The organism is Lentzea sp. NPDC004782 (genome assembly GCF_040609115.1).
GTDB lineage: Bacteria > Actinomycetota > Actinomycetes > Mycobacteriales > Pseudonocardiaceae > Lentzea.
This window is the reverse complement of record NZ_JBEXJN010000010.1, coordinates 152,767-177,678: the sequence shown is the minus strand read 5'-3', so window position 1 is coordinate 177,678 and position 24,912 is coordinate 152,767. Positions and strand designations below refer to the sequence as shown.

Below are 24,912 nucleotides of genomic sequence, written 5' to 3'. Positions count from 1 at the left end.
CGTTTCTGTAGCGGAACCATGACATGGCGTGGACGCTCCCGTCGAGCGGCACGCGGAGTCTCGGCAGCATGGCCGGAAGCTTGGTGGGGTTCCTCTTCACGTACTTCGCGCTGGTGTGGACGTCGTTCGGGCAGAAGGCGGAGAACGCCGCGTTGCCCGAGCTGTCACTGCAGCGTTCCTGGGCGTCCAACGTGGACATGGCGATCCTCGTCGCCGCCGTCCTGGTGGTCCTGGTCGCGCGGAAGAAGTCGTTGCCGCCGTTGCTGGTGCTCGGCGGTTCGGTGTTGCTCGCGCAGGTGCTGAAGCTCCACGTGCTGGTCCGGCCCGAGCTGGACGAGGACGCCGTGCTGGTGCACAACAGCTTCCCCAGTGGACACACGACGGCCGCGGTGGCGTCGGTGATCGCGGTGATCATGGCCGTGCCGCGGCGGTTCGCGGTGTGGGTCGCGGTGCCGGGCGCGATCGGCGCGGGCGCGGTGGCGGCGGAGACGGTGTCGCTCGGCTGGCACCGGTTCAGCGACACGCTCGGCGCGGCGCTGCTGGTCTCGACGCTCGCGTTCCTGGTGCTGCGCGGGTGGACCGCGGGGCTGGTCGTGCCGCCCGCGCTCGCCGCGGGCGGGGTGTGGCTGATGGTGACGTACCCGCAGGCCACGCCGTCGATCTTGGCCGGCGTCGTGACCGCGGGTGTCGTCCTGCACTTCGGGTGGGCCGTGAGCGGACGCCCCGGCGCCCGCTCACGACCTGACTCACTCGTCGTGGTCGGTGGCGATCAGTTCGGCGATGGCGTCGAGAGCGTCGTCCGCTCCGTCCCCGTCGGCGCTGAGCACCACCTCGTCACCGTGCATGGCGCCGAGGGTCATCAGACCCAGCACACTCGCCGCGTCCACGGCTTCGCCGCCGTCCTTGCGGATGGTGACCGTCACCGACTGGTCGGCGGCGGCCTTCGCCAGCAGTGCGGCAGGCCGGGCGTGCAGTCCGACCTTGCTGGCCACGGTGACCCGTCGCTCGGCCATGATGGTTCCTCTCGGTAGAACTGGTTGTGCTGGTTACTTCTCGGACGTGGCGGGCTTCTCGCTCGCCGAGCCGACGATGCTCTCGTCCGCCTCCGGCGACTCGTCGTCCTCGCGGCCCGGCGTCTTCAGGTTCCACTTGGTGATGACCCAGCGGAACAGGAAGTAGTAGACCACCGCGTAGATCAGGCCGAGGATGATCAGCAGCCACGGCTTGGTCGCGATGTTCCAGTTCAGGATGAAGTCGATCGCACCGGCCGAGAACGAGAACCCGTCGTGGGCGCCCAGCGCGTTCGAGATCGCGAGCGAGGTGCCGGTCAGCACCGCGTGGATCACGTACAGCGGCCACGCCACGAACATGAACGCGAACTCGAGCGGCTCCGTCACACCGGTGATGAACGCGGTGAGCGCGGCGGAACCCATGATGCCACCGATGATCTTGCGCTGGTTCGGCCGCGCGGTGTGCACGATCGCGAGCGCGGCGGCCGGCAGGGCGAACATCAGGATCGGGAAGAAGCCGGTCTGGAACGTTCCGGCGGACGGGTCGTGCGCGAGGAAGCGCGGGATGTCGCCGGTCTTGCCGTTGAATTCGCCGAACTGGAACCACACGACGTTGTTGATGATGTGGTGCAGGCCGAGCGGGATCAGCAGGCGGTTGATCGTGCCGTAGATGAACGCGCCGATGACCGTGCTGCCGGTGACCCACTGCCCGAGCGCGGTGATGCCCGCGTTGAACCACGGGTAGACCAGGCCCAGCACCACGCCGACGACGATCATGACACCGGCGACGACGATCGGCACGAAGCGGCGGCCACCGAAGAACGCGAGGTACGGAGGCAGCTTGATGCGGTGGAATCGCTGCCACAACAACGCGGTCAGGATGCCGACGACAATACCGCCGAGCACCCGGTAGTCGATCAGGACCGGCTTGGCGCCCGCCCCGGTGGGCTGGTCCAGGACCAGCGGCGACAGGGCCTTGAAGATGCTCGTCAGTACGGTGTAGCCGACGACGGCGGCGAGCGCGGTCGAACCGTCACCGCGCCGGGCGAACCCGACGGCGATGCCGACCGCGAACAGCAAGGCGAGGTTGCTGAACAGCGCGTCGCCCGCCGCGCCGATCACCGCGGCGACGGCGTTCCAGCCGAGACCGTCCTTGCCCAGCAGGTCGTCTTGACCGAAGCGGAGCAGGAGACCTGCCGCGGGCAGCACGGCGATCGGCAGCATGAGGCTGCGACCGAAGCGTTGCAACGTGGCGAGGCCCTTGATCTCACGCCCACCGGTCTGTGCGGCGTTGGTGCTCATCGGGTACCTCCCTTGGCGGAGTTCGGTCCGGTCCCCGGGACGGTCCGGTCCAGTTGCATGGTCACCTGGTAGAGATCGCCCCGGTACCAGGAAGTCACGTCTTCACACGGCCGCCCCTGAGAGCTGGCGACCCTTCTGAACACGAGCAGCGGACTGCCCTTGCGGACGTCGAGCGCCTTCGCCGTCTCGGCGTCTGCGGTCTCGGCCCACACGGTCTGCCTCGCCTCGTCGAGCTGCACCCCGTACTTCGCCGCGAAGAGCTCGTAGAGCGACCCGGTCAGGTCGCACCGGTCGAGCTCCGGCAACAGGTGCGGGCTGTACCAGCCGGCCTCCAGCGCCAGCGGCGCCCCGTCGGCCCTGCGCAGCCGCACCACGCGGTAGGCGTACTCGTCGGCGTCGAGCCCCAGCGAGGCCTTCGAACCGGGCGTGCCCTGCCCGCAGCTGATCACCTCGGTGCTGGGCTCCAGCCCGCGAGCCTTCATCTCCGAGGTGAACGAGGCGAGGAAGAGCTGCAGGTCGTAGCGCCGCCGCGCGGTGAACGTCCCGCGCCCCTTGGCCCTGGTGAGCAGCCCTTCGGCGACCAGTTGGCCGACGGCGGCCCGCACGGTGATGCGGGACACCCCGTACCGCTCGGCGAGGTCGCGTTCGGACGGAATGGGCGAGCCGGGCGCGAGGTCGTGCTCGGCGAGCCGGCGCAGGATCTCGCGGAGCTGCGCGTGCTTGGGCTTGGGCCCGTCCACGATCTCGTGCATTCGCTCACCTCCTCGCAGTGGTACTTTCCGGTCTAGACCAGTTGGTGCGGGAGAATGCTCCGCGCACCGAGCGGGTGTCAACCGCTGTTACGGGAACGAGAGGTACGAACGTGGCTGACGACAAGGCGCAGAAGATCATCGACGCGCTGGGCGGCGCGTCCAACATCGTCGAGATCGAACCGTGCATCACCCGCCTGCGGTGTGAGCTGGAGGACGGCTCAGTGGTCGACGAGAAGGCCCTGAAAGCGTTGGGGGCACACGGAGTCATGCGCTCCGGCAACGTCGTCCAGGTCGTCGTCGGCCCCGAGGCGGACACCATCGCGTCGGACATCGAGGACCTCCTGTGAGCCTCCGCGTCGGCAGCCCCGTGGCCGGCCGCGTGGTCGCGCTCTCCGCCGTGCCGGACCCGGTCTTCTCGCAGGCGATGGTCGGCCCCGGCGTGGCCGTCGAGCCCGCTCGTTCCCGCGCGGACGTCGTCTCGCCCGTCGACGGCACCGTGGTGACGCTGCACCCGCACGCGTTCGTGGTGGCCACTTCGGACGGCGCCGCGGTCCTGGTCCACCTGGGCATCGACACCGTGAAGCGCAAGGGCGAGGGCTTCGAGCTGCACGTGGTCAAGGGCGAGCAGGTGCTGGCCGGTCAGCGGATCGTGACCTGGGACCCGGCCGAGGTGGAGGCGGCGGGGTTCGCCCCCATCTGCCCGATCATCGCTCTCGACGCCGCCGCCGAGTCGCTGGGCGACCTCGCGCTCGACGTGGACGTGGCCGCGAACGACGCCCTCTTCGACTGGTCCCGCTGACACCGCCGGACCGCACGCGGGGCCCTTGCGTGCGCCAGGAGTGCACGAAAGCTCCCCGCGTGCACTGGTGGGCGGCTGGTGTGGTGGTTGTCTGCGTGTGCCGTGCTGGGCTTGCTGGACGGCACGCGGGGCCCTTGCGTGCGCCAGGAGTGCACGGAAGCTCCCCGCGTGCTCGGTGCGCGCGTTCCCGATCTTGTCGGTGGTGCCCGCTAGGTTGGGTTGCGAGGGGATCCCCGGCCGGGGGTACCCCTGCGCGAGCCCGCCGCGCCACCGGTTCGGGCGTTTTCCCAGCCCGAACCGGGGCATCGTGAGCCCGTGCGTGAACGGACCGTTCACGACCGGTCGCGATTTGTGCCCCGGTCGTACCGAGCAGGACCGTGGTGCCATGACCACGGTCCTGCTCGCGTCCGTCCTGAGTTCGCTGTGGACGGTCGCCGCCGTCCTCGACGCACCACCCTCGTCGTACCTGCTGGCCTGGTTCGGCATCGTGCTCGCGCTGATCGACCTGCGGCACCACCGGTTGCCGGACGCGCTGACCCTCCCTCTGGGCGCCGGGCTGCTGCTCCTGCAGTCCCATCGGCTGGGAGAAGCCGCGTTCGGAGCGGCGGTCTTCGGCGGCGCTCATCTCGCCATCCGGGCGTGGCGTCCCACGATGATGGGCGGTGGTGACGTGAAGCTCGCCGCCGGTCTCGGCGCCACCCTCTCGCTGCCGTTGCTCCTACCTGCGGCGATCCTGTCCAGTACGGTCACGCTCGCCCTCGCCGCGGCGAAACGCGGCAGAGCGGTCCCGCACGGGCCGGGGTTGCTGGCCGCCACCTGGGCGTTGACGACGCTGTGAAAGGATTGTGGACGTGCTGCGCTGGATCACCGCTGGAGAGTCACACGGACCCGCTCTCGTCGCCGTCCTGGAGGGCATGCCCGCCGGTGTCGAGGTGACGACCGACGACCTCGTCACCCAGCTGGGGCGACGCAGGCTGGGTTTCGGGCGAAGCCCGCGCATGGGGTTCGAGCAGGACGACGTCGAGATCCTCGGCGGCGTGCGCCACGGCAAGACCCAGGGCGGCCCGATCGCGGTCACCATCGGCAACTCCGAGTGGCCGAAGTGGCAGACCGTCATGTCCGCGGACCCGGTCGACCCGAGCCTGCTCAAGCCGACCGGCCGCAACGAGGCCCTCACGCGGCCCCGGCCCGGTCACGCCGACCTGCCCGGCATGCAGAAGTTCGGCTTCGACGAGGCCCGTCCCGTGCTCGAACGCGCGTCCGCACGGGAGACCGCGGCCCGCACGGCGCTGGGCACGGTGGCGCGGCAGTTCCTGCAGCAGCTGCTGGGCGTGCAGATCCTCAGCCACGTCGTGTCGATCGGCAGGGCGGAGACGCCCGAGGACAGCGCCCTGCCCACGCCGGACGACCTGGCCGCGATCGACTCCTCGCCGGTGCGCTGCTTCGACCAGCGCGGCACCGACGCGATGGTCGCCGAGGTCGAGGCCGTGAAGGACGCCGGTGACACGGTCGGCGGCGTCATCGAGGTGCTCGCCTACGGGTTGCCGCCGGGCCTCGGCTCGCACGTGCACTGGGACCGCCGCCTCGACGCCCGCCTGGCCGCAGCGCTGATGGGCGTGCAGGCCATGAAGGGCGTGGAGATCGGCGACGGGTTCACGTCGGCGCGCCGGTGGGGTTCCCAGGCGCACGACGAGATCGACCGCGGCAGCGGCCCGGTCGGCGTCACGCGCCGGTCGAACCGGGCCGGTGGTCTTGAAGGCGGCATCACCAACGGCGAGGTCCTCCGTGCCCGCGTGGCGATGAAGCCCATCTCGACCGTGCCGCGCGCACTGTCCACTGTGGACGTCCGCACCGGTGAGCCCGCGGTCGCGATCCACCAGCGTTCCGACGTCTGCGCCGTGCCTCGCGCCGGTGTCGTGCTGGAGTCGGTCGTCGCCCTGGTGCTCGCCGAGGCCGCGCTGGAGAAGTTCGGCGGCGACTCGCTCGACGAGACGCGCCGCAACGCCCACGCGTACCTGAAGGCGCTGGAAGCCCGCTGGGAGGGCATGTGAGCCCGAAGTTCGTCGTGACCGGTCCTCCCGGGGCCGGCAAGACCACGGTCAGCGAGCTGCTGGCCAAGCGGCTGGGCCTCGTGTTCCGCGACACCGACGCCGACATCGTCGAGGCCACCGGCAGAGCGATCGGGGACATCTTCACCGAGGACGGCGAGCCGGCTTTCCGCGCGATGGAAGAGGAAGCGGTCGCCAAGGCGCTCGCGGAGCACGACGGCGTGCTGGCTCTCGGCGGCGGTGCGATCCTGTCGCAGCGGACCCGCGAGCTGCTCAAGAACCACACGGTCGTGTTCTTGAACGTCGGCATGGCCGAGGGCGTGCGCCGCACCGGGCTGTCGACCGCGCGCCCGATGTTCTCCGGTGTCAACCCGCGCGCCACGTTCAAGGCGTTGCTGGACGCGCGCCTGCCGCTGTACCGCGAGGTCGCGACGATCGAGGTGCTGACCGACGCCCTCGACCCGGAGCAGGTGACCGACGCGGTGATCAAGGGAGCCAGCGAATGACCGAGCCCGTCCGCATCCGGGTCGCCGCCGAGAAGCCCTACGACGTGGTGATCGGCCGCGGCCTGCTCGGTGACATCGTCGAGTTCCTCAAGGGCACGGCCAAGATCGCGATCGTGCACCAGCCGACGCTCGCCGCGACCGCGCAGGTGCTGGTCGACGAGCTCAAGGCCGTCGGTGCCGACGCGCACCGCGTCGAGGTCCCCGACGCCGAGGACGGCAAGGACCTCGCCGTCGCGGGCTTCTGCTGGGACGTGCTGGGCAAGATCGGTCTGTCGCGCCAGGACGCCGTCGTGGGCCTGGGTGGCGGCGCGGTGACGGACCTGGCGGGCTTCGTCGCGTCCACGTGGATGCGCGGCGTGCGCCTGGTGAACATCCCGACCACGCTGCTCGGCATGGTCGACGCGGCGGTCGGCGGCAAGACCGGCATCAACACCGACGCGGGCAAGAACCTCGTCGGCACCTTCTACGAGCCCGACGCCATCTTCGTCGACCTCGCGACGCTGGAAACCCTGCCGCGCAACGAGCTCGTCGCCGGCATGGCCGAGATCGTGAAGGGCGGCTTCATCGCCGACCCGGTGATCCTCGACCTGATCGAGGCCGACCCGGCCTGGGCGCTGGACCCCACCGGCGAGGTGCTCGCCGAGCTGGTCCGCCGCAAGATCCAGATCAAGGCCGACGTGGTGACGAGCGACCTGCGCGAGTCGTCGCTGCGCGAGATCCTCAACTACGGCCACACCCTCGGTCACGCCATCGAACGCCGCGAGCGCTACCGCTGGCGCCACGGTGCCGCGATCAGCGTGGGCCTGGTCTTCGCCGCCGAGCTGGCCCGCCTGGCCGGCCGCCTCGACGACGAGACCGCCGACCGTCACAAGCGCGTGCTGGAGCTGCTCGGCCTGCCGACCTCCTACGACCCGGACGCCCTCCCGCAGCTGATGGAGGGCATGAAGGTCGACAAGAAGAACAAGGCGGGCGTGCTGCGGTTCGTCGTGCTGGACGGCCTCGCCAAGCCGGGCCGTCTCGAAGGCCCCGACCCGGCGCTGATCGCCGCCGCCTACTCCGCCGTCGCCGCGGAGCCGTCCACCGGTTCGGGGAAGGTGCTGCTGTGAGGGTTCTCGTGCTCAACGGGCCGAACCTGGATCGGCTCGGCACCCGCGAGCCCGCGGTCTACGGCAGCACCACGTACGCCGACCTGGTCGAGATGTGCGTGGCCGAGGGCAAGGAGCTCGGCTTCGACGTCGAGGTCCGCCAGACCGCCCACGAGGGCGAGATGGTCGGGTGGCTGCACGAGGCCGCCGACGCCTCGGTTCCCGTGGTGCTGAACGGCGCCGCGTGGACGCACTACTCGATCGCGGTGCGCGACGCGTGCTCGCAGCTCACGGCACCCCTGGTCGAGGTGCACATCTCGAACATCCACCAGCGCGAGGAGTTCCGGCACCACAGCTACATCTCGGCGATCGCGAACGGCGTGATCGTCGGGCTCGGCGTGGAGGGCTACCTGCTGGCGCTGCGCTGGCTGGCGCTCAAGGGCCGTGCCTGACCGCGGAGCGCTGCACCACGTCGAGCTGTGGGTGCCGGACCTGGCCCGCGCCGAAGCCTCGTTCGGCCGACTCTTCGCGGACCTCGGCTGGACCGAGCACCAGCGCTGGAGCGCGGGCGTGAGCTGGAAGCTGGGCGCGACCTACGTCGTGGTGGAGCAGTCCCCGGCGCTGACAGGTCCACACGATCGGATGAAAGCGGGCCTGAACCACCTCGCCCTGCACGCCGGTACCCGCGAGGACGTGGACCGCCTCACGGGCGTTGCCCAGCGCAACGGCTGGCGGCTGATGTTCGCCGACCGGCACCCGTTCGCCGGCGGCGAGAACCACTACGCGGCGTTCCTGGAGAACGAGGACGGCTTCGAGGTCGAACTGGTGGCGGATTTCCCGGTCCCGTGACCGGTTCGTCTGCGAGGATGCCGCGCGTGCCGAGACTGCTGATCGCCGCCGTCGCGCTCCTGCTGGCCGGGTGCGATGCCGCCCCGTCCACCAGCACACCCCCGACCTCGCAGAAGCCCGCGGAACGGCCGTCGGACGCGGACCTGCAGGCACGGTGGTGGACGTGGGCGTTGTCGACGCCGCGGGAGCGCAACCCGGTCGCCGACCCGACCGGGCAGTTCTGCGCCCAGAGCCAGCCGAAGGACCTCTGGTTCTTCGCCGGGACGTTCGGCGGCAAGGCGGACCGCAAGTGCGAGGTGCCGCCCGGCCGGCCGCTCGCCGGGCCCGCGGTCAACCTGTACGCCGCCGACGCGGCCGACTGCGAGAAGTTCATGGCCACGGCGAAGGGTTCGGTGACGCTCGACGGCCAGATCGTGGAGCTGCGGCGGGTCGACCCGGTCGGGGTCACGTTCGACGTCGCGCCGGGCAACGTGATCGGGGAACGCGCCGGGCGCGTCGCGGCCAAGGCGTGCGGGCTGTGGGCGTGGCTGCCGCCGCTGGCCGAGGGCGAGCACGAGCTGCGGATCGAGGGCGAGTCGAGCGGCTTCTCGACCTCGGCCGTCTACCGGCTCACCATCCGTGCGGGGGACTAGCGGCGCGCCGAGTCCTTCTGCGCGAGCAACCCACCGAGCAGCATGCCGACCCCGGCCGGCGCCAGGATCAGCAGCGCCGTGAAGGCCGCCCCGCCCGTCAACGCCACCCACAGCGCTTCCTGCCCGGTCTGGTCGACCAGCAGCGCCGACCCGATGACGCCCAGCGCCCCGGCGAACGGCCCCGCTATCAGCGCGGCGATGAACCACTGCATGCCGCGTGACGGCAGGTCGCGCAGCGTGTCGACCGCGCCCCACAGCACCGCGGCGGCGATCAGCAGACCGATCGCGATGGGACCGACCGAGGTCGCCTCGGGACTGCGGACCGCCACCGCCGACACACCGGTCTGCACGGCTCCGTGGAGCAACCCCATCCACAACGCACGGACGAACCAAGGACGCATGCGGACAGCTTAGGACTGGCCGTACGCTGCGAGTCATGTCGTCGTACGCCGCACGCCGCACCGCACTGCGCCAGGAGCTCCAGGCCACGAACCTGGACGCGCTGCTCGTCACGAACCTCCTGAACGTCCGGTACCTGACGGGGTTCACCGGATCGAACGCCGCGGTGCTCATCGACGCCGTGAGCGACGACAAGACGGTGTTCTGCACGGACGGGCGTTATCTGACGCAGTCGGCCAGGCAGGTGCCGGACCTGGAGCGGCTGATCGACCGGCCGTGCGACCTCGCGCTGGCCGCCAGGGCGAAGGGCAGGCTCGGGTTCGAGAGCCACCACGTCACGGTCGACGGCCTCGAAGCCCTCACCGCGGCCGCGGAGAAGGCGGAGCTGGAGAAGGCGAGCGGCCTGGTCGAGAAGCTGCGGCTGGTCAAGGACGAGGTCGAGATCGAGGCGCTGCGGATGGCCTGCGCTGCGGCGGACCGCGCGCTGGCGGCGTTGATCGGGCACGGCGGACTGCGCCCCGGCCGCACCGAACGCGAGGTCGCGCGCGAGCTCGAGAGCCGCATGCTCGACCACGGTGCGGAAGGGCCGTCGTTCTCCTCCATCGTCGCGTTCGGCGCGAACTCGGCGGTGCCGCACCACGCGCCGACCGACGCGACGCTGCACCAGGGCGACTTCATCAAGCTCGACTTCGGTGCCCTCGTCGACGGCTACCACTCCGACATGACCCGCACGCTGGTGCTCGGCAAGCCCGCCGACTGGCAGCGCGACCTGTACGACCTGGTCGCGCGGTCGCAGGCGGCCGGGCGCACCGCGCTGAAGCCGGGGGTGAGCGTGAGCGAGGTCGACCACGCGTCGCGCGAGGTGATCGAGAAGGCCGGGCACGGCAGCGAGTTCGTGCACGGCCTCGGGCACGGGGTCGGGCTGGAGATCCACGAGGCACCGGCGTTGTCGAAGGTGGGTGACGGTACACTTTCGGCCGGTATGGCGGTCACCGTCGAGCCCGGCGTGTACTTGTCGGGGCGGGGCGGAGTCCGCATCGAGGACACCCTCGTGGTGCGCGAAAGCGGGCCGGAGCTCCTCACCCTGACCACGAAGGAACTCGTGGTCGTCTGACACCCCGTCCAATCACAGGAGAAATTCCACCGTGGCCACCACGAACGACCTGAAGAACGGCCTGGTGCTGAACCTCGACGGCCAGCTGTGGACCGTCACCGCGTTCCAGCACGTCAAGCCCGGCAAGGGTGGCGCCTTCGTGCGCACGACCCTCAAGCACGTGCTGACCGGGAAGGTCGTCGACAAGACCTTCAACGCGGGCACCAAGGTCGAGACCGCCACCGTGGACAAGCGCGGCATGACCTACCTGTACAAGGAAGGCACCGACTTCATCTTCATGGACGGTGACACCTACGACCAGATCCCGGTTCCGTCCGAGACCGTCGGTGACGCCGCGAACTACATGCTGGAGAACCAGGAGGCCGTCGTCGCCACGCACGAGGGCGTGCCGCTGTTCGTCGAGCTCCCGACCTCGGTCGAGCTCGTGATCGAGCACACCGACCCCGGCCTGCAGGGCGACCGCTCCACCGGTGGCACCAAGCCCGCGCGGCTGGAGACCGGCGCCGAGATCCAGGTCCCGCTGTTCGTGACGACCGGCGAGAAGATCAAGGTCGACACCCGTGACGGCCGGTACCTCGGCCGCGTCAGCGACAAGTAATGGGCGCTCGCAGCAAGGCCCGCAAACGCGCGGTCGACTTCCTCTACGAAGCCGATCTGCTCGGCAGCGACCCCGTGACGCTGCTGGCTTCGCGGGTCGGGTCCCCGGACGTGCCGCCGGTGAACGACTACACGGTGACGCTCGTCGAGGGCGTCACCGCGAACCGCGCGCGCATCGACGACCTCATCTCGGAACACGCCGAGGGCTGGACCCTGCAGCGCATGCCGGCGGTCGACCGCGCGGTGCTGCGGATCGGTCTGTACGAGCTGCTGTGGGCGGCCGACGTGCCGGACGCGGTGGCCATCGACGAGGCCGTGGAGCTGGCCAAGGGCCTGTCCACGGACGACTCGCCGCGCTTCGTGAACGGTGTGCTCGGCCGGATCGCGGTCATCGCGGACCAGCTGCGCGCCGTGCTCTGAGCTCGATGAAGGGAACCTTCCTCCACGTCAGGTGGAGGAAGGTTCCCTTCATCGTTTTTCAACTCGGGCGCGCCCAGCCCCGGCGTTCGCCCTCGCCGATCAGCTGCATGGCCGCCTCGAAGAGGGCCGTCGAGCCCTCGCCGATGACCTTCTTGCGGCTGCGCACGTCGTCGGCGGTGACGCCGGGCGTGCGCCAGGTTCCGCCCTCGGCCATCCAGTTGAGCAGCAACGGCTGGAACCGGTCCATGGCCTTCGCGAACCGGGCTTCCGGCGTCTTCCGCTCCTCGAACTCGTCCCACAGCGCCCGCAAAGCCCGGCCTGAATCCGCGGGCAGGATGCCGAACAACCGGTCCGCGGCGGCCTCTTCGCGTTCCCGCTGGCTCTTGGCCAGCTCGGTGTCGTAGATCGGCGTGTCGCCCGCGTAGATCTCGACGAGGTCGTGGACGACCACGAGCTTGATCGTGTGGCCGACGTCGATCGGTTCGTCGGCGTACTCCGCGAGCGTCATGACCATGAGCGCCAGATGCCACGAGTGCTCGGCGTCGTTCTCCCGCCGGTCCGCCGCGGCGAGCGGGGACGCGCGCAGGATCGTCTTCAGCCGGTCCACCTCGATCAGGAACGTGAGGTGGTCGCGCAGCCGGGAGTCCAGTTCGGACGGCAGCGGGGTGCGATCGGCGAGAAGTCCTGAGTCGGTCACCTCGCCAGCATGGCATCAGCCGCCAGGAACTCCTCCCACGTGTGCGTGCCGCGGTCGCCGTCCAGCGCGAGGTTCTGCCCGCCCCGGTAGGCCTGGCCCGCCTTGCCCGGCAACCGAACCGGCACCGTCAGCCGGCGCCTGCCCGCGGTCGTCAGGTAGTCGCGCACCAGTTCCCGCATCTCGTAGACCGCTGGTCCGGCGAGGTCCGCGACCCTGCCCGCGGGCGCGCCCAGCGCCAGCTCGACGATCCGCGCGGCGACGTCGCGGACGTCCACCGGCTGCAGCCGCAGGCCCGGCACCGGCACGATCGGCAGCTTCGCGAGCCCGCGGACCATCGTGAGCGTCAGGTCGTGGAACTGGGCGGCCCGCAGGATCGTGAACGGGATGCCCGACGCCGCGATCGCCTCCTCGCAGGCGAGCTTGGTGCGCAACCAGGCCAGCGGCACCGTGTCCGCGCCGATCACCGAGATGTAGACGAAGTGCCGCACGCCCTTGCACCCGGCGAGCAGGTTTCGGGTCGCGACGTCGTCGCCCTTCTGGCCACCGGCCAGGTGCACGACCACGTCGGCCTCGAACTGCGGCACCTCGGTCAGCAGGTCGCAGGCGATGTCGCCGTGCCGGCTCAGCACCACGACGTCGGCGCCCGCCGCGCGGAGCCGGGGGACGACCTGCTTGCCAAGGGTGCCGGTGCCGCCGGTCACGAGAATCTTCATGATTACCCTCCCGAATGAGCTGTTGCCCGGTTGACCCGGCAGCGCTCGGGAACGTGACAGCGTGTGGTTCAGGACACAGGGGGATGCCGTGATCGCGCAGTTCGAGCAGGAACGTCCGCGGCTGAGGGCGATCGCGCACCGGATGCTGGGCTCGTTCGCCGAGGCCGACGACGCGCTGCAGGACGCGTGGATCAGGGTCGAGAAGGCCGACACGAGCGAGATCGACAACCCGGCGGCCTGGCTCACCACCGTGGTCGGCCGGGTGTGCCTGAACATTTTGCGGGACAGGCGTGAGCACGCGTTCGAGATGCCGGACGCGGTGATCGACCCGGCGGAGGAGCCGGAGCACCAGGCCGTCGCCAAGGACGAGGTCGGGCTGGCGATGCTGATCGTGCTGGACACGCTGAAGCCGGACGAGCGCCTGGCGTTCGTGCTGCACGACATGTTCGCGGTGCCGTTCGACGACATCGCGCCGTTGATCGAGAAGACTCCCACGGCGACGCGGCAGCTCGCGTCCCGTGCGCGCAAACGTGTGCAGGAGCGTCCACAGTCGAACGTCGACCTGCCGCAGCAGCGCGCCGTGGTGAACGCGTTCCTCAAGGCTTCGCGTGAGGGAGACCTGGAGCAGCTGGTGTCCGTGCTGCACCCGGACATCGTGCTGCGCGCCGGGGCCCTCGAAGTTGTCGGGGCGCGGACGGTGGCCGGGAGGGCCAGCACGTTCCGCAACCTCGTGGCGGTGGCCGAGATCCGCCCGGTGCTGGTCGGCGGTCTGGCCGGCTTCGTCACGTGGGTCGGCGGCGAGCCGTTGTCGGTCATGGCCTTCACCGTGCGCGACGACAAGGTCGCCGCGATCCACGTCATCCAGGACAAGGAGCAGCTCGCCGCGCTGGTTTCCTGAGAAAGGGTGACAGGACGGTGTCGCGGCCTCCTGCGACGGTCCGCGACATGGAGATCATCGATGAGGACTGCCTCGCCGAAACCGCGGAGTTCACCGGCACGTTCGAGATGCCGGTCGCGCCGCTGGAGGTCCTGCGGCGCAACCGGCTCGGCGGGGACACCCCACCGGTGAGGCTGCCGCAGGGCGGGGACCGGACGGTCGCGGGCGTCGGGGTCAGGGTGTTCGCGCCGGACCACGTCGGCGGCGTCTACCTGCACATCCACGGTGGCGGCTGGTCGTTCGGGTCGGCGGACGGGCAGGACGAGCGGCTGTGGCGGCTGGCGCTGGAGGCACGGCTGGCCGTCGTGAGCGTCGAGTACCGGCTCGCTCCCGAGCACCCGTTCCCCGCCGGACCGGACGACTGCGAGGCGGTCGCGCGGTGGCTGGCCGAGCACGCCGAGGCCGAGTTCGGCACGACCAGGCTGCTGATCGGCGGTGAGTCGGCGGGCGCGCACCTGAGCGTCCTGACGTTGCTGCGCGTGCCCGGCGTCTTCCGGGCGGCGAACCTCGTGTTCGGCGCGTACGACCTGTCGGCGCCCAAGACCGCACGGCTGCAACGCACCTACGAGCTGTTCACGCCGGGTATGACCGCCGAGCGACGCCGTGACCCGGCGATCTCGCCGCTGTTCGCCGACCTGACCGGCCTGCCGCCCGCCCGGATCGTGGTCGGAAACGAGGATCCGCTGCTCGACGACTCGGTGGCCCTGGCCGAACGATGGCGGGCGCCGGTGCGACTGAGCGTCGTCGCGGGCGCGCCGCACGGCTTCACGCTGTTCCCGTTGACCATCGCCGAGCGGGAACGGCGTCGTGAGCGGGAGTTCTTGGCAGGATCGGGGGTGTGAACCGCACTGCCCGGCTGTACGCGCTGGTGGAGGAATTGCGCGCGGCGGCGCCGAGGTCGTTGACGGTCGCGACTCTCGCCGCACGGCTCGAAGTCAGCACACGGACCGTGCAGCGCGACCTGCAGGCGTTGATGGAGGCCGGTGTCCCGGTGCGGACCACGCCGGGACGTGGCGGAGGCTGGTCGATCGACCCGGCGATGACCCTGCCACCGCTGCACTTCACCCCGGAGGAGGCCTCGGTGCTGGCCGCCGCGCTCGCGGGGGCCGACGGCTCGAACGCCGCCCGCACGGCGTTCCAGAAGATCGCGGCGGTGCTGAACGGCCCCGCGACGGCCGCGGCCGGTGAGCTCGCGGGCCGCATCGTCGCGCTGCCGTCGCGAACCGACGCGCGGGTCCGGACGGCGGTCCACCAGGCGCTGGCCGCGAACACGGCACTGCGCCTGACCTACACCGACGCGGCCGGGCAGGAGACCGAGCGTGTCGTGGAACCCGCCGGACTGCTCACCACCGACGGCCGCTGGTACCTCATCGGCTGGTGCCGCTCCCGGCGAGCCGGTCGTGGTTTCCGGCTGGATCGGATCGTCTCGGCGGCCGACACCGCCGAACGGGTGCAACCGCGTGACCTGAATGAGCTGCTGAGGGATTCGGCGGCCGCCGGGGCCGTGCGGCCCTCGACGCTGGATCCCCTGAATGCAGCAGTGGCCCCCTCGACGTCCTCAGGGCGACTAACAGGACGTGAGAGGGCCACTGCTCCGAAAGCGTGAGCGCTCAGTCTTCCTTCGCGGGCCGGGCCTCGGGAGGCAGCACACCCCAGTCGATGAGCTGCTCGGTGAGCTCGCCCGGCGTCATGTCGTAGATGATCGCGAGAGAGCGCAGGTCCTCGGTGCGGATGGAGAGGACCTTGCCGTTGTAGTCACCGCGCTGCGACTGGATGGTCGCGGCGTAGCGGGCCAGCGGGCCGACCTTCTCGACCGGCAGCTGCTGGAGCCGTTCCAGGTTGATCACGATCTTGGTGGCCGGCTCGGCACCCGACGGCACGCGGCCCTCGGGCAGGAGCTCGGCGACGGGAACCCCGTAGAAGTCGGCCAGCTCGGCCAGCTTCTGCACGGTCACCGCGCGGTCACCGCGCTCGTAGGAGCCGACGACCACGGCCTTCCAGCGACCGCCGGACTTCTGCTCGACGCCGTGCAGGGACAGGCCCTGCTGCTGGCGGATAGCGCGGAGCTTGGCCCCCAGCGCCTTGGCGTAGTCGCCCATGTGGCGGTTCTCCGTTCATTCGCCCCGTCAGCAGTACGGGCGTGCTGCGGGGAGGCTTAGATCGATACGCAGAGTAATGATTACTCGCCGTGGTCGACAGGTCAAGCTGATCTCAGGACGAGACGCGCGCCACGCGTGCGACACCACTCGGACGGCTGACCGTCCGTAGGTGATACGGTGCAGGTCAGCCCGGCTGTAGCCGGGTGTCCGACGTCCTTTAAGGACCCGTCCAGTGAGGCGGGGAAGGAGGTCCAGCCGTGGCGTCACGTCAACGTGGCGCGACGGATCCGGCCGGGGATCGCGAGATCCTGTCGGCCGGTGATGTCGCGCGCACTGTCGCCCGAATGGCCCATCAGATCATCGAGAAGACCGCTCTCGATGCACCGAGCGCACCCGACGTCGTCTTGATGGGTATTCCCAGCAGGGGAGCCCCCCTCGCACGCCGTCTGGCCGCTAGGATCGCCGAATTTTCCGGCCGCCAGGTGCTCGAAGGCACTCTGGACATCACGCTCTACCGCGACGACCTCCGCCGCGGCCCGACCAGGCCGCTGGAGACGACGAAGCTGCCCGAGGGCGGCATCGACGACAAGCTCGTCGTGCTCGTGGACGACGTGCTGTTCTCCGGCCGCACCATCCGCGCCGCGCTCGACGCCCTGCGCGACCACGGCCGTCCCCGCTCGGTGCAGCTCGCCGTGCTGGTCGACCGCGGGCACCGGGAGCTGCCGATCCGCGCGGACTACGTCGGCAAGAACCTGCCGACGGCCAAGACCGAGGACGTCGTCGTGCTCCTGGAGGAGTTCGACGGGCGTGACGGAGTGGTGCTGAAGTGAAGCACCTGCTCTCCACCGACGGTCTCGGCCGCGACCAGGCCACCGCGATCCTCGACACCGCGGACCGGCTGAAGCAGGCGCTGCTCGGCCGCGAGGTCCGCAAGCTGCCGACGCTGCGCGGACGCACCGTGATCACCATGTTCTACGAGAACAGCACCCGCACCCGCGTCTCGTTCGAGATCGCGGGCAAGTGGATGTCCGCCGACGTGATCAACGTCAGCAGCTCCGGTTCCAGCGTCAGCAAGGGCGAGTCGCTGCGCGACACCGCGCTGACCCTGCAGGCCGCGGGCGCGGACTGCGTGATCGTGCGGCACCCGGCTTCGGGCGCGGCGCACCGGCTCGCGGGCTGGCTCAAGCACACCAGCACGTCCGTGGTGAACGCGGGCGACGGCATGCACGAGCACCCGACCCAGGCACTGCTCGACGCCGCCACGCTGCGCGACCGCCTCGGCAGCCTGGACGGCCGCCGCGTCGCGATCGTGGGAGACGTGCTGCACAGCCGCGTGGCGCGGTCGAACGTGCACCTGCTCACCACGCTCGGTGCCGAGGTCACGTTGATCGCCCCGCCGACGCTGCTGCCGGTGGGCGTGGAGAAGTGGCCGGTCTCGGTGTCGCACGAGATCGATGCGGAACTCGCCGGCCAGGACGCGGTGATGATGCTGCGCGTCCAGGCCGAGCGCATGACCGGCGGGTTCTTCCCCAGCTCCCGCGAGTACTCGATCGCCTACGGCCTCAACGAGCGCCGCCTGAAGCTGCTGCCAGAGCACGCCGTCGTGCTGCACCCCGGCCCGATGCTGCGCGGCATGGAGATCGCCTCCGTCGTCGCCGACAGCCCGCAGGCCGCCATCACCGAGCAGGTCCGCAACGGTGTCCACGTGCGCATGGCCGTGCTGTACCACCTGCTTGCCCATGAGGAGGAAACCGCGTGAAACCCTTGCTGCTCAAGGGAGTTAGGCCCTACGGCGAGGGGGAACCGATCGATCTGCTGATCCGCGACGGCGTGATCGCAGAGGGCACGGACGACAACGCCGAAGTGATCGAGGGCAACGGCGCGGTGCTGCTGCCGGGCTTCGTCGACCTGCACACCCACCTGCGCGAACCCGGCCGCGAGGACACCGAGACCATCGAAACCGGTTCGCGTGCGGCCGCTCTCGGTGGCTACACGGCGGTCTTCGCCATGGCCAACACCGACCCGGTCGCCGACAACGCCGTCATCGTCGAGCACGTCGCCCGCCGCGGCCGTGAGGTCGGCCTGGTCGACGTCCACCCGGTCGGCGCCGTCACCGTCGGGCTCAAGGGCGAGAAGCTCGCCGAGCTCGGCACGATGGCGGGCTCCAAGGCCAACGTGCGCGTCTTCTCCGACGACGGCCACTGCGTGCACGACCCGTTGATCATGCGCCGCGCCCTGGAGTACTCGAAGGCTCTCGGCGCCGTGATCGCCCAGCACGCCGAGGAGCCCCGGCTCACGATCGGTGCCCAGGCGCACGAGGGCGAGAACGCCTCGAGGCTCGGCCTGCAGGGCTGGCCGGCCGCGGCCGAGGAGTCGATCGTCGCCCGCGACTGCATCCTCGCGCAGCAGGTCGGCGCGAAGCTGCACGTCTGCCACGTCAGCACCACCGGCACGGCCGACGTGCTGAAGTGGGCCAAGGCACGCGGCACGAAGGTGTCCGCCGAGGTCACCCCGCACCACCTGATCCTGACCGACGACCGGCTGAGCACCTACGACCCGGTCAACAAGGTCAACCCGCCGTTGCGCACCCAGAGCGACGTCGACGCGCTGCGCCAGGCGCTGGCCGACGGCACGATCGACTGCGTCGCCACGGACCACGCCCCGCACGCCGTCCAGGACAAGGACTGCGAGTGGTCGGCGGCCCGGCCGGGCATGCTGGGTCTGCAGACCGCGCTGAGCATCGTCGTCGAGACGATGGTGAAGACCGGCCTGCTGGACTGGCGCGGTGTCGCACGGGTGATGAGCGAGAAGCCCGCCGAGATCGCCGGGCTGACCGACCAGGGCCGTCCGATCTCCGCCGGCGAGCCCGCGAACCTCGTGCTGGTCGACCCGGACGCGACGTGGACGGTGAACGGCGCGCAGCTCGCGAGCATCGCGGGCAACACCCCGTTCGAGGGCATGGAACTGCCCGGCGCGGTGACGGCGACCATCTTGCGTGGGCGCGTCACGGCTCTCGCGGGAAGGATTGCGGAATGACCCGCGTGCTGCTCGTTGTGGTGGTGTTCCTGTTCTTCGCGTTGTGCGTCTACGGCATGTGGCACGGCTGGAAGCGACGCCAGCGCAAGCAGGCCGATCTGCCCGCGTTCCCCGCGACCCCCGCGACGCTCGGTGAGCCGCAGCTCGCGACCACGGGCGTCTACGTCGGAACGACCAACGCGGGCAACTGGCAGGACCGCATCCAGGTCGGCGACATCGGCCACCGCGCCGAGGCCACGTTGAGCCTCGTGCCGGAAGGCGTCGCCATCGACCGCGTCGGCGCGACGCCGATCTTCATCCCCGCCGGGTCCATCCGCGACGCCCGCACCGACCGCGGGCTCGCCGGGAAGGTCATGTTCAGCGAAGAGGGACTGCTGGTGGTCCAGTGGGAGAACCAGGGCCACCTGTTCGACACCGGTTTCCGCGGTGACGACAAAGAGGTTTACGACGAATTGGTTGCGGCACTCAGCCGGAAGGCAATTGAACACGGAGGCAAGGCGTGACGAACGCGGCATTGGTGCTGGAGGACGGTCGCGTCTTCCGCGGTGAGGCGTACGGAGCGACCGGCGTCTCGCTCGGCGAGGTCGTGTTCTCCACGGCCATGACGGGGTACCAGGAAACCCTGACCGACCCGTCGTACCACCGCCAGATCGTGGTGCAGACGGCGCCGCAGATCGGCAACACCGGCTGGAACGACGAGGACGACGAGTCGTCGAAGATCTGGGTCGCCGGGTACGTGGTGCGCGACCCCGCGCGGACACCGTCGAACTGGCGGTCCAGGCGCGGTCTGGACGAGGAGCTGGCGAACCAGGGCGTCGTGGGCATCTCCGGCCTCGACACGCGCACGCTGACCCGCCACATCCGCGAGCAGGGCGCGATGCGGGCCGGCGTGTTCTCCGGCTCGGAGCTCACCGACGACGCGTCGATGATCGAGCAGGTCAAGGCGTCCGCGCAGATGGTCGGCGCGAACCTCGCGGTCGACGTGACGACGGACAAGCCGTACGTGGTCGAGGCGATCGGTGAGAAGAAGTTCACCGTCGCGGCGCTCGACCTGGGCATCAAGTCGAACACCCCGCGGATGATGGCGGCGCGCGGCATCGAGGTGCACGTGCTGCCGTTGACCTCCTCGTTCGAGGACATCCTCGCGACGAGCCCGGACGGGTTGTTCCTGTCCAACGGTCCTGGTGACCCGGCGACGCAGGACCACGCCATCGCCCTGACCAAGGAAGCGCTGTCGCGCAAGCTGCCGCTGTTCGGCATCTGCTTCGGCAACCAGATCCTGGGCCGCGCGGTGGGTCGCGGGACCTACAAGATGCGCTACGGCCACCGCGGCATCAACATCCCGGTGATCGACGTGGCCACCGGCAAGGTCGCGATCACCGCGCAGAACCACGGGTTCGCGCTGGAGGGCACGCCGGGGGAGGAGTTCACCTCGGAGTTCGGCCGCGCGGTGCTGTCGCACTACTGCCCCAACGACGGCACCGTCGAGGGCGTCCGGCTGCTCGACGCCCCGGCGTTCTCCGTGCAGTACCACCCCGAGGCCGCGGCCGGTCCCCACGACGCCGCGCCCCTGTTCGACGAGTTCGTGACGCTGATGAATGAGGCCCGCTGATGCCGAAGAGGACTGATCTCAAGCACATCCTGGTCATCGGGTCCGGCCCGATCGTGATCGGTCAGGCGTGCGAGTTCGACTACTCCGGCACCCAGGCGTGCCGGGTGCTGCGGGAGGAGGGCATCAGGGTCAGCCTGGTGAACTCCAACCCGGCCACGATCATGACCGACCCCGAGTTCGCGGACGCCACCTACATCGAGCCGATCACGGCCGAGTTCGTGGAGAAGGTCATCGCGCAGGAACGCCCCGACGCCGTGCTGGCGACGCTGGGCGGCCAGACCGCGCTGAACACGGCCATCGCGCTGCACGAGCGCGGTGTGCTGGAGAAGTACGACGTCGAGCTGATCGGCGCGAACGTCGACGCGATCCAGCGTGGCGAGGACCGGCAGATGTTCAAGGACATCGTGCGCAAGATCGGCGCCGAGGTCCCGCGTTCGGCCGTGTGCAAGACGATGGACGAGGTCCGCGCGACCGTCGCCGAGCTGGGCCTGCCGGTCGTCATCCGGCCGTCGTTCACCATGGGCGGCCTGGGTTCCGGCATGGCGCACACGCCCGACGAGCTGGAGCGGCTCGCGTCGATCGGCCTGGAGGAGTCCCCGGTCACCGAGGTGCTGATCGAGGAGAGCGTGCTCGGGTGGAAGGAGTACGAGCTTGAGCTGATGCGCGACCGCAACGACAACGTGGTCGTCATCTGCTCGATCGAGAACATCGACCCGATGGGCGTGCACACCGGCGACTCGGTGACGGTGGCGCCGGCGATGACGCTGACCGACCGCGAGTACCAGCACATGCGCGACGTCGGCATCCAGGTCATCCGCGAGGTCGGCGTGGACACCGGCGGCTGCAACATCCAGTTCGCCATCCACCCCGAGAACGGCCGCATGGTCGTCATCGAGATGAACCCGCGGGTGTCGCGGTCTTCCGCGCTGGCGTCGAAGGCGACCGGGTTCCCGATCGCCAAGATCGCCGCGAAGCTCGCGATCGGCTACACGCTCGACGAGATCACCAACGACATCACCGGCGAGACCCCGGCGTCGTTCGAGCCGACGCTCGACTACGTGGTCGTGAAGGCGCCGCGGTTCGCGTTCGAGAAGTTCCCCGGCGCGGACCCCACGCTGACGACGACGATGAAGTCGGTCGGCGAGGCCATGTCCATCGGCCGCAACTTCGTCGAGGCGCTGGGCAAGGCGCTGCGTTCGCTGGAAACGAAAGCGGTCGGTTTCTGGACGCAGCCGGATCCGCAGGGCACTACTCTGGAATCCGTCCTGGCACAACTGAATCGCGGTCATGACGGCCGCCTCTACACGGTCGAGCGCGCTCTGCGGCTCGGTGCGTCCATTGAGGACGTCCACAAGGCCTCGGGGATCGACCCGTGGTTCATCGAGCAGATCGCGTGGCTCGGTCAGTTGCGCACGGAGCTGCTGGACGCTCCCGTGCTCGACGAACCGTTGCTGCGCAAGGCGAAGCGCGCGGGCCTGTCGGACCGGCAGATCTCCGTGCTGCGCCCGGAGCTCGCGGGTGAGGACGGCGTGCGCGCGCTGCGGCACCGCCTGGGTGTGCGGCCGGTCTACAAGACCGTCGACACGTGCGCGGCGGAGTTCAAGTCCGAGACGCCGTACCACTACTCCGCCTACGAGCTCGACCCGAACGCCGAGTCGGAGGTGAGCGAGCAGCGGGAGAAGCCGAAGGTGCTGATCCTGGGCTCCGGACCGAACCGCATCGGGCAGGGCATCGAGTTCGACTACTCGTGCGTGCACGCGGCCATGGCGCTGCGGGAGGCCGGGTACGAGACCGTCATGGTCAACTGCAACCCGGAGACCGTGTCGACCGACTACGACACCTCCGACCGCCTGTACTTCGAGCCGCTGACGTTCGAGGACGTCCTGGAGGTCGTGCACTCCGAGCAGCGCTCCGGCGAGGTCGCCGGCGTGATCGTGCAGCTCGGCGGCCAGACGCCGCTGGGCCTGGCGCAGCGCCTGGCCGACGCCGGCGTGCCGGTCGTGGGCACGACGCCCGAGGCGATCCACCTCGCCGAGGACCGCGGCCAGTTCGGCAAGGTGCTCACCGAGGCCGGTCTGCCCGCGCCGAAGTTCGGCACCGCCACCTCGTTCGACGAGGCCAAGGAGATCGCCGACGAGATCGGCTACCCGGTCCTCGTGCGGCCGTCGTACGTCCTGGGCGGCCGGGGCATGGAGATCGTCTACGACGAGGAGTCGCTGTCGGGCTACATCGCCCGCGCGACCGAGGTGACGCCCGAGCACCCGGTGCTGGTCGACCGGTTCCTCGACGACGCCATCGAGATCGACGTGGACGCGCTGTGCGACGGCCACGAGGTGTTCATCGGCGGCGTCATGGAGCACATCGAGGAAGCCGGCGTGCACTCCGGTGACTCGTCCTGCGCGCTGCCGCCGATCACGCTCGGCGCGTCGGACATCGAGAACGTCCGCCGCTCCACCGAGGCGATCGCGCGCGGCATCGGCGTGAAGGGCCTGCTGAACGTCCAGTACGCGCTCAAGGACGACGTGCTGTACGTCCTGGAGGCGAACCCGCGTGCGTCGCGCACGGTGCCGTTCGTGTCCAAGGCGACCGCTGTCTCCATGGCCAAGGCCGCGTCGCGGGTCATGCTCGGCGCCACCATCGCGGAGCTGCGCGAGGAGGGCCTCCTGCCGGCCACCGGTGACGGTGCCCGGCTGCCCGAGCACGCGCCGGTCGCGGTGAAGGAGGCGGTCATGCAGTTCCACCGCTTCCGCACGCCCGAGGGCCACGGCGTGGACTCGTTGCTGGGCCCGGAGATGAAGTCCACCGGCGAGGTCATGGGCATCGACTCGTCGTTCGGCAAGGCGTTCGCGAAGTCGCAGACGGCCTCGTACGGTTCGCTGCCGACCTCGGGCAAGGTGTTCGTGTCGTTCGCGAACCGCGACAAGCGCGCGATGATCTTCCCGGTCAAGCGCCTGGCCGACCTCGGGTTCCAGATCCTCGCCACCGCGGGCACGGCGGAGGTGCTCAAGCGCAACGGGATCCCGTGCACCGAGGTGCGCAAGCACTTCGAGGGCGAGGGCAACGTCGTCGACATGATCCTGGCCGGCGAGATCGACATGATCTTCAACACGCCGTACGGCAACAGCGGCCCGCGCGTGGACGGCTACGAGATCCGCACCGCCGCGGTGGCCAAGGACATCCCGTGCGTCACCACGATCCAGGGTGCCGCGGCGGCCGTGCACGGCATCGAGGCGCTCATCCGCGGTGACATCGGCGTGCAGCCGCTGCAGGCGCTCCAGGCCACGCTGAGGGAGGGCGCGTGACGTTCGGGGAGCGGCTCGCGAAAGCCGTCGAGGCGTACGGGCCTCTGTGCGCCGGGATCGACCCGCACCCGAGCCTGCTCGACGCCTGGGGCCTCTCCCGCACCGCGGAGGGCCTCGAACGGTTCGCTCTGACGGCCGTGGAGGCGTTCGGCGGCAAGGTCGCGATGGTGAAGCCCCAGGCGGCGTTCTTCGAGGCCTACGGGTCACGTGGCGTCGCCGTGCTGGAGCGGGTGATCGCGGAGCTGCGCGACTCGGGCACGCTGGTGCTCGTGGACGCCAAGCGCGGTGACATCGGCTCCACCATGGCCGCCTACGCCGAGGCCTACCTGGGCGACGGCTCACCGCTGGCCGGTGACGCGGTGACCCTGTCGCCGTTCCTCGGTTTCGGGTCCCTGCAGCCCGCCCTGGACACGGCGCGGGCGACCGGCCGCGGCGTGTTCGTGCTGGCGCTGACGTCCAACCCGGAGGGTGCCGAGGTCCAGCGCTCCGTTGCTCCGGACGGGCGAACCGTGGCGCAGACGATCATCGATTTCGCCACCGCTCGGAATTCCGGCATTTCTCCGTGCGGCGATGTGGGGCTCGTCGTGGGTGCCACGATCGGGGAAACGGATGTGGACCTCGCGGGGTTCAACGGGCCGATCCTGGCCCCCGGTTTCGGGGCTCAGGGCGGCTCGGTCACTGATCTAAAACGGCTCTTCGGGCCCGACATGCGCAACGTCTTTCCGACTTCTTCACGAGATGTTCTCAAGCATGGGCCGGACGTATCGTCGCTGGTCAGGGCCGTGCGGAGGGTTCAGGAGAGCCTCTGAGGAGGGGCGCGCCACGTCTTTTGGGGTGTGGCGCGCTCACCTGGGGAAACATGTGTTGGTAGGGTCCACGCCACCGGCTGCCCCGCTGGTCACCGGCCTCATAGCACACGTAACGTGGGCGACGAGTTGCCGGAGGGCAGTGATCAGGCCGCCGGAGGGTGTTGGTACTACTACCACCCGCCGCATCACTCATG

At 70.1% G+C, this 24,912-nt stretch carries 29 protein-coding genes and 1 pseudogene; 23 read left to right on the top strand and 7 right to left on the bottom strand.

Going from position 1 to position 24,912, the window contains the following annotated elements; translation table 11 throughout:
- Window positions 1-23: 23 nt before the first annotated feature.
- A pseudogene (locus tag ABZV40_RS12560) lies at window positions 24-560 on the top strand (phosphatase PAP2 family protein); the annotation flags it as partial.
- A 186-nt stretch (window positions 561-746) separates the two neighbouring features.
- Here ABZV40_RS12560 and ABZV40_RS12555 read toward each other — a convergent pair.
- The 3 genes from ABZV40_RS12555 to ABZV40_RS12545 are packed head-to-tail and all read right to left on the bottom strand — an operon-like array spanning window position 747 to window position 3,064.
- On the bottom strand, window positions 747-1,013 hold the full coding sequence (locus tag ABZV40_RS12555) for an HPr family phosphocarrier protein (protein WP_355439195.1): 267 nt from the start codon (window positions 1,011-1,013) through the stop codon (window positions 747-749).
- Between the two features lie 33 nt (window positions 1,014-1,046).
- A complete protein-coding gene (locus tag ABZV40_RS12550; protein ID WP_355439111.1) occupies window positions 1,047-2,312 on the bottom strand; it encodes a PTS transporter subunit EIIC in 1,266 nt (421 codons plus the stop codon).
- Window positions 2,309-3,064: a GntR family transcriptional regulator gene (locus tag ABZV40_RS12545; protein WP_355439108.1), complete on the bottom strand. Its 756-nt coding sequence runs from the start codon at window positions 3,062-3,064 to the stop codon at window positions 2,309-2,311. The genes ABZV40_RS12550 and ABZV40_RS12545 overlap by 4 nt, the downstream gene beginning before the upstream one ends.
- Before the next feature lie 110 nt (window positions 3,065-3,174).
- On the opposite strand from ABZV40_RS12545, the gene ABZV40_RS12540 reads away from it, so the two are divergent.
- The 9 genes from ABZV40_RS12540 to ABZV40_RS12500 all read left to right on the top strand — a co-directional run bounded on the left by ABZV40_RS12540 (window position 3,175) and on the right by ABZV40_RS12500 (window position 8,983).
- Entirely contained in the window at window positions 3,175-3,411 is a 237-nt protein-coding gene (locus tag ABZV40_RS12540; RefSeq protein WP_109641667.1) for a PTS glucose/sucrose transporter subunit IIB, read from the top strand.
- On the top strand, window positions 3,408-3,863 hold the full coding sequence (locus ABZV40_RS12535; RefSeq protein WP_355439105.1) for a PTS glucose transporter subunit IIA: 456 nt from the start codon (window positions 3,408-3,410) through the stop codon (window positions 3,861-3,863). The genes ABZV40_RS12540 and ABZV40_RS12535 overlap by 4 nt, the downstream gene beginning before the upstream one ends.
- A 385-nt stretch (window positions 3,864-4,248) precedes the next feature.
- On the top strand, window positions 4,249-4,701 hold the full coding sequence (locus ABZV40_RS12530) for an A24 family peptidase (RefSeq protein ID WP_355439102.1): 453 nt from the start codon (window positions 4,249-4,251) through the stop codon (window positions 4,699-4,701).
- Window positions 4,702-4,714: 13 nt separating this feature from the next.
- Window positions 4,715-5,914: a chorismate synthase gene (aroC, locus tag ABZV40_RS12525; protein ID WP_355439099.1), complete on the top strand. Its 1,200-nt coding sequence runs from the start codon at window positions 4,715-4,717 to the stop codon at window positions 5,912-5,914.
- The gene (locus ABZV40_RS12520) at window positions 5,911-6,417 is read left to right on the top strand and encodes a shikimate kinase (RefSeq protein WP_355439096.1); all 507 of its coding nucleotides are present in this window, start codon (window positions 5,911-5,913) and stop codon (window positions 6,415-6,417) included. The genes aroC and ABZV40_RS12520 overlap by 4 nt, the downstream gene beginning before the upstream one ends.
- A complete protein-coding gene (gene aroB, locus ABZV40_RS12515; RefSeq protein WP_355439093.1) occupies window positions 6,414-7,523 on the top strand; it encodes a 3-dehydroquinate synthase in 1,110 nt (369 codons plus the stop codon). Before ABZV40_RS12520 ends, aroB begins: the two co-directional genes overlap by 4 nt.
- Entirely contained in the window at window positions 7,520-7,954 is a 435-nt protein-coding gene (gene aroQ, locus ABZV40_RS12510) for a type II 3-dehydroquinate dehydratase (protein WP_355439090.1), read from the top strand. The genes aroB and aroQ overlap by 4 nt, the downstream gene beginning before the upstream one ends.
- Window positions 7,947-8,351 (top strand): VOC family protein, encoded by a 405-nt coding sequence (locus ABZV40_RS12505; RefSeq protein WP_355439087.1) that lies wholly within the window; start codon window positions 7,947-7,949, stop codon window positions 8,349-8,351. The genes aroQ and ABZV40_RS12505 overlap by 8 nt, the downstream gene beginning before the upstream one ends.
- Before the next feature lie 26 nt (window positions 8,352-8,377).
- The gene (locus tag ABZV40_RS12500) at window positions 8,378-8,983 is read left to right on the top strand and encodes a hypothetical protein (protein WP_355439085.1); all 606 of its coding nucleotides are present in this window, start codon (window positions 8,378-8,380) and stop codon (window positions 8,981-8,983) included.
- On the opposite strand, the gene ABZV40_RS12495 is transcribed toward ABZV40_RS12500, so the two are convergent.
- Window positions 8,980-9,384, bottom strand: a complete 405-nt coding sequence (locus tag ABZV40_RS12495) for a B-4DMT family transporter (RefSeq protein ID WP_355439082.1) — start codon at window positions 9,382-9,384, stop codon at window positions 8,980-8,982. The two genes, ABZV40_RS12500 and ABZV40_RS12495, sit on opposite strands and share 4 nt — an antisense overlap.
- Before the next feature lie 35 nt (window positions 9,385-9,419).
- On the opposite strand from ABZV40_RS12495, the gene ABZV40_RS12490 reads away from it, so the two are divergent.
- The 3 genes from ABZV40_RS12490 to nusB are packed head-to-tail and all read left to right on the top strand — an operon-like array spanning window position 9,420 to window position 11,513.
- Entirely contained in the window at window positions 9,420-10,496 is a 1,077-nt protein-coding gene (locus ABZV40_RS12490) for a Xaa-Pro peptidase family protein (RefSeq protein WP_355439079.1), read from the top strand.
- Between the two features lie 31 nt (window positions 10,497-10,527).
- Window positions 10,528-11,094 (top strand): elongation factor P, encoded by a 567-nt coding sequence (gene efp / locus ABZV40_RS12485; RefSeq protein ID WP_355439075.1) that lies wholly within the window; start codon window positions 10,528-10,530, stop codon window positions 11,092-11,094.
- On the top strand, window positions 11,094-11,513 hold the full coding sequence (gene nusB, locus ABZV40_RS12480) for a transcription antitermination factor NusB (RefSeq protein WP_189254040.1): 420 nt from the start codon (window positions 11,094-11,096) through the stop codon (window positions 11,511-11,513). The genes efp and nusB overlap by 1 nt, the downstream gene beginning before the upstream one ends.
- 58 nt (window positions 11,514-11,571) lie before the next feature.
- On the opposite strand, the gene ABZV40_RS12475 is transcribed toward nusB, so the two are convergent.
- Together ABZV40_RS12475 and ABZV40_RS12470 are read right to left on the bottom strand one after the other, a co-directional pair.
- Window positions 11,572-12,210 carry an HD domain-containing protein gene (locus ABZV40_RS12475; RefSeq protein WP_355439071.1) on the bottom strand — a complete coding sequence of 213 codons (639 nt, stop codon included), beginning with the start codon at window positions 12,208-12,210 and terminating at the stop codon, window positions 11,572-11,574.
- Window positions 12,207-12,923, bottom strand: a complete 717-nt coding sequence (locus ABZV40_RS12470) for an NAD(P)H-binding protein (protein ID WP_355439069.1) — start codon at window positions 12,921-12,923, stop codon at window positions 12,207-12,209. The genes ABZV40_RS12475 and ABZV40_RS12470 overlap by 4 nt, the downstream gene beginning before the upstream one ends.
- 88 nt (window positions 12,924-13,011) lie before the next feature.
- Between ABZV40_RS12470 and ABZV40_RS12465 the strand changes: the two genes are divergently transcribed.
- Genes ABZV40_RS12465 through ABZV40_RS12455 form a run of 3 tightly spaced genes read left to right on the top strand, consistent with a single transcriptional unit; the run spans window position 13,012 to window position 15,466 of the window.
- Window positions 13,012-13,821, top strand: coding sequence for a sigma-70 family RNA polymerase sigma factor (locus ABZV40_RS12465; protein ID WP_355439066.1), 810 nt, complete (start codon window positions 13,012-13,014; stop codon window positions 13,819-13,821).
- 47 nt (window positions 13,822-13,868) lie between these two features.
- The gene (locus tag ABZV40_RS12460; protein ID WP_355439063.1) at window positions 13,869-14,702 is read left to right on the top strand and encodes an alpha/beta hydrolase; all 834 of its coding nucleotides are present in this window, start codon (window positions 13,869-13,871) and stop codon (window positions 14,700-14,702) included.
- Entirely contained in the window at window positions 14,699-15,466 is a 768-nt protein-coding gene (locus tag ABZV40_RS12455; protein WP_355439060.1) for a YafY family protein, read from the top strand. Before ABZV40_RS12460 ends, ABZV40_RS12455 begins: the two co-directional genes overlap by 4 nt.
- A 4-nt stretch (window positions 15,467-15,470) precedes the next feature.
- Here ABZV40_RS12455 and ABZV40_RS12450 read toward each other — a convergent pair whose 3' ends face one another.
- A complete protein-coding gene (locus tag ABZV40_RS12450) occupies window positions 15,471-15,959 on the bottom strand; it encodes a transcriptional regulator (RefSeq protein WP_030471611.1) in 489 nt (162 codons plus the stop codon).
- A 257-nt stretch (window positions 15,960-16,216) separates the two neighbouring features.
- Between ABZV40_RS12450 and pyrR the strand changes: the two genes are divergently transcribed.
- The 7 genes from pyrR to pyrF are packed head-to-tail and all read left to right on the top strand — an operon-like array spanning window position 16,217 to window position 24,718.
- Complete coding sequence (pyrR, locus tag ABZV40_RS12445) at window positions 16,217-16,789, top strand: bifunctional pyr operon transcriptional regulator/uracil phosphoribosyltransferase PyrR (protein WP_355439057.1); 573 nt, start codon at window positions 16,217-16,219, stop codon at window positions 16,787-16,789.
- Window positions 16,786-17,718 (top strand): aspartate carbamoyltransferase catalytic subunit, encoded by a 933-nt coding sequence (locus ABZV40_RS12440; protein ID WP_355439054.1) that lies wholly within the window; start codon window positions 16,786-16,788, stop codon window positions 17,716-17,718. The genes pyrR and ABZV40_RS12440 overlap by 4 nt, the downstream gene beginning before the upstream one ends.
- On the top strand, window positions 17,715-18,995 hold the full coding sequence (locus ABZV40_RS12435; protein WP_355439051.1) for a dihydroorotase: 1,281 nt from the start codon (window positions 17,715-17,717) through the stop codon (window positions 18,993-18,995). Before ABZV40_RS12440 ends, ABZV40_RS12435 begins: the two co-directional genes overlap by 4 nt.
- Window positions 18,992-19,498, top strand: coding sequence for a transporter (locus ABZV40_RS12430; protein WP_355439048.1), 507 nt, complete (start codon window positions 18,992-18,994; stop codon window positions 19,496-19,498). The genes ABZV40_RS12435 and ABZV40_RS12430 overlap by 4 nt, the downstream gene beginning before the upstream one ends.
- Window positions 19,495-20,607 (top strand): glutamine-hydrolyzing carbamoyl-phosphate synthase small subunit, encoded by a 1,113-nt coding sequence (carA, locus tag ABZV40_RS12425; protein ID WP_355439045.1) that lies wholly within the window; start codon window positions 19,495-19,497, stop codon window positions 20,605-20,607. The genes ABZV40_RS12430 and carA overlap by 4 nt, the downstream gene beginning before the upstream one ends.
- Window positions 20,607-23,909: a carbamoyl-phosphate synthase large subunit gene (gene carB / locus ABZV40_RS12420; protein ID WP_355439042.1), complete on the top strand. Its 3,303-nt coding sequence runs from the start codon at window positions 20,607-20,609 to the stop codon at window positions 23,907-23,909. The genes carA and carB overlap by 1 nt, the downstream gene beginning before the upstream one ends.
- Window positions 23,906-24,718, top strand: a complete 813-nt coding sequence (gene pyrF / locus ABZV40_RS12415; protein WP_355439039.1) for an orotidine-5'-phosphate decarboxylase — start codon at window positions 23,906-23,908, stop codon at window positions 24,716-24,718. Before carB ends, pyrF begins: the two co-directional genes overlap by 4 nt.
- Window positions 24,719-24,912 lie beyond the last annotated feature (194 nt).

What these genes read in the sequence shown, in the direction of transcription:
- ABZV40_RS12555 (WP_355439195.1), bottom strand. Translation starts at nt 1,013, where the DNA reads ATGGCCGAGCGACGGGTCACCGTGGCCAGCAAGGTCGGACTGCACGCC.
- ABZV40_RS12550 (WP_355439111.1), bottom strand. Translation starts at nt 2,312, where the DNA reads ATGAGCACCAACGCCGCACAGACCGGTGGGCGTGAGATCAAGGGCCTC.
- ABZV40_RS12545 (WP_355439108.1), bottom strand. Translation starts at nt 3,064, where the DNA reads ATGCACGAGATCGTGGACGGGCCCAAGCCCAAGCACGCGCAGCTCCGC.
- ABZV40_RS12530 (WP_355439102.1), top strand. Translation starts at nt 4,249, where the DNA reads ATGACCACGGTCCTGCTCGCGTCCGTCCTGAGTTCGCTGTGGACGGTC.
- aroB (WP_355439093.1), top strand. Translation starts at nt 6,414, where the DNA reads ATGACCGAGCCCGTCCGCATCCGGGTCGCCGCCGAGAAGCCCTACGAC.
- ABZV40_RS12495 (WP_355439082.1), bottom strand. Translation starts at nt 9,384, where the DNA reads ATGCGTCCTTGGTTCGTCCGTGCGTTGTGGATGGGGTTGCTCCACGGA.
- ABZV40_RS12490 (WP_355439079.1), top strand. Translation starts at nt 9,420, where the DNA reads ATGTCGTCGTACGCCGCACGCCGCACCGCACTGCGCCAGGAGCTCCAG.
- nusB (WP_189254040.1), top strand. Translation starts at nt 11,094, where the DNA reads ATGGGCGCTCGCAGCAAGGCCCGCAAACGCGCGGTCGACTTCCTCTAC.
- ABZV40_RS12470 (WP_355439069.1), bottom strand. Translation starts at nt 12,923, where the DNA reads ATGAAGATTCTCGTGACCGGCGGCACCGGCACCCTTGGCAAGCAGGTC.
- ABZV40_RS12460 (WP_355439063.1), top strand. Translation starts at nt 13,869, where the DNA reads ATGGAGATCATCGATGAGGACTGCCTCGCCGAAACCGCGGAGTTCACC.
- ABZV40_RS12450 (WP_030471611.1), bottom strand. Translation starts at nt 15,959, where the DNA reads ATGGGCGACTACGCCAAGGCGCTGGGGGCCAAGCTCCGCGCTATCCGC.
- ABZV40_RS12430 (WP_355439048.1), top strand. Translation starts at nt 18,992, where the DNA reads ATGACCCGCGTGCTGCTCGTTGTGGTGGTGTTCCTGTTCTTCGCGTTG.
- carB (WP_355439042.1), top strand. Translation starts at nt 20,607, where the DNA reads ATGCCGAAGAGGACTGATCTCAAGCACATCCTGGTCATCGGGTCCGGC.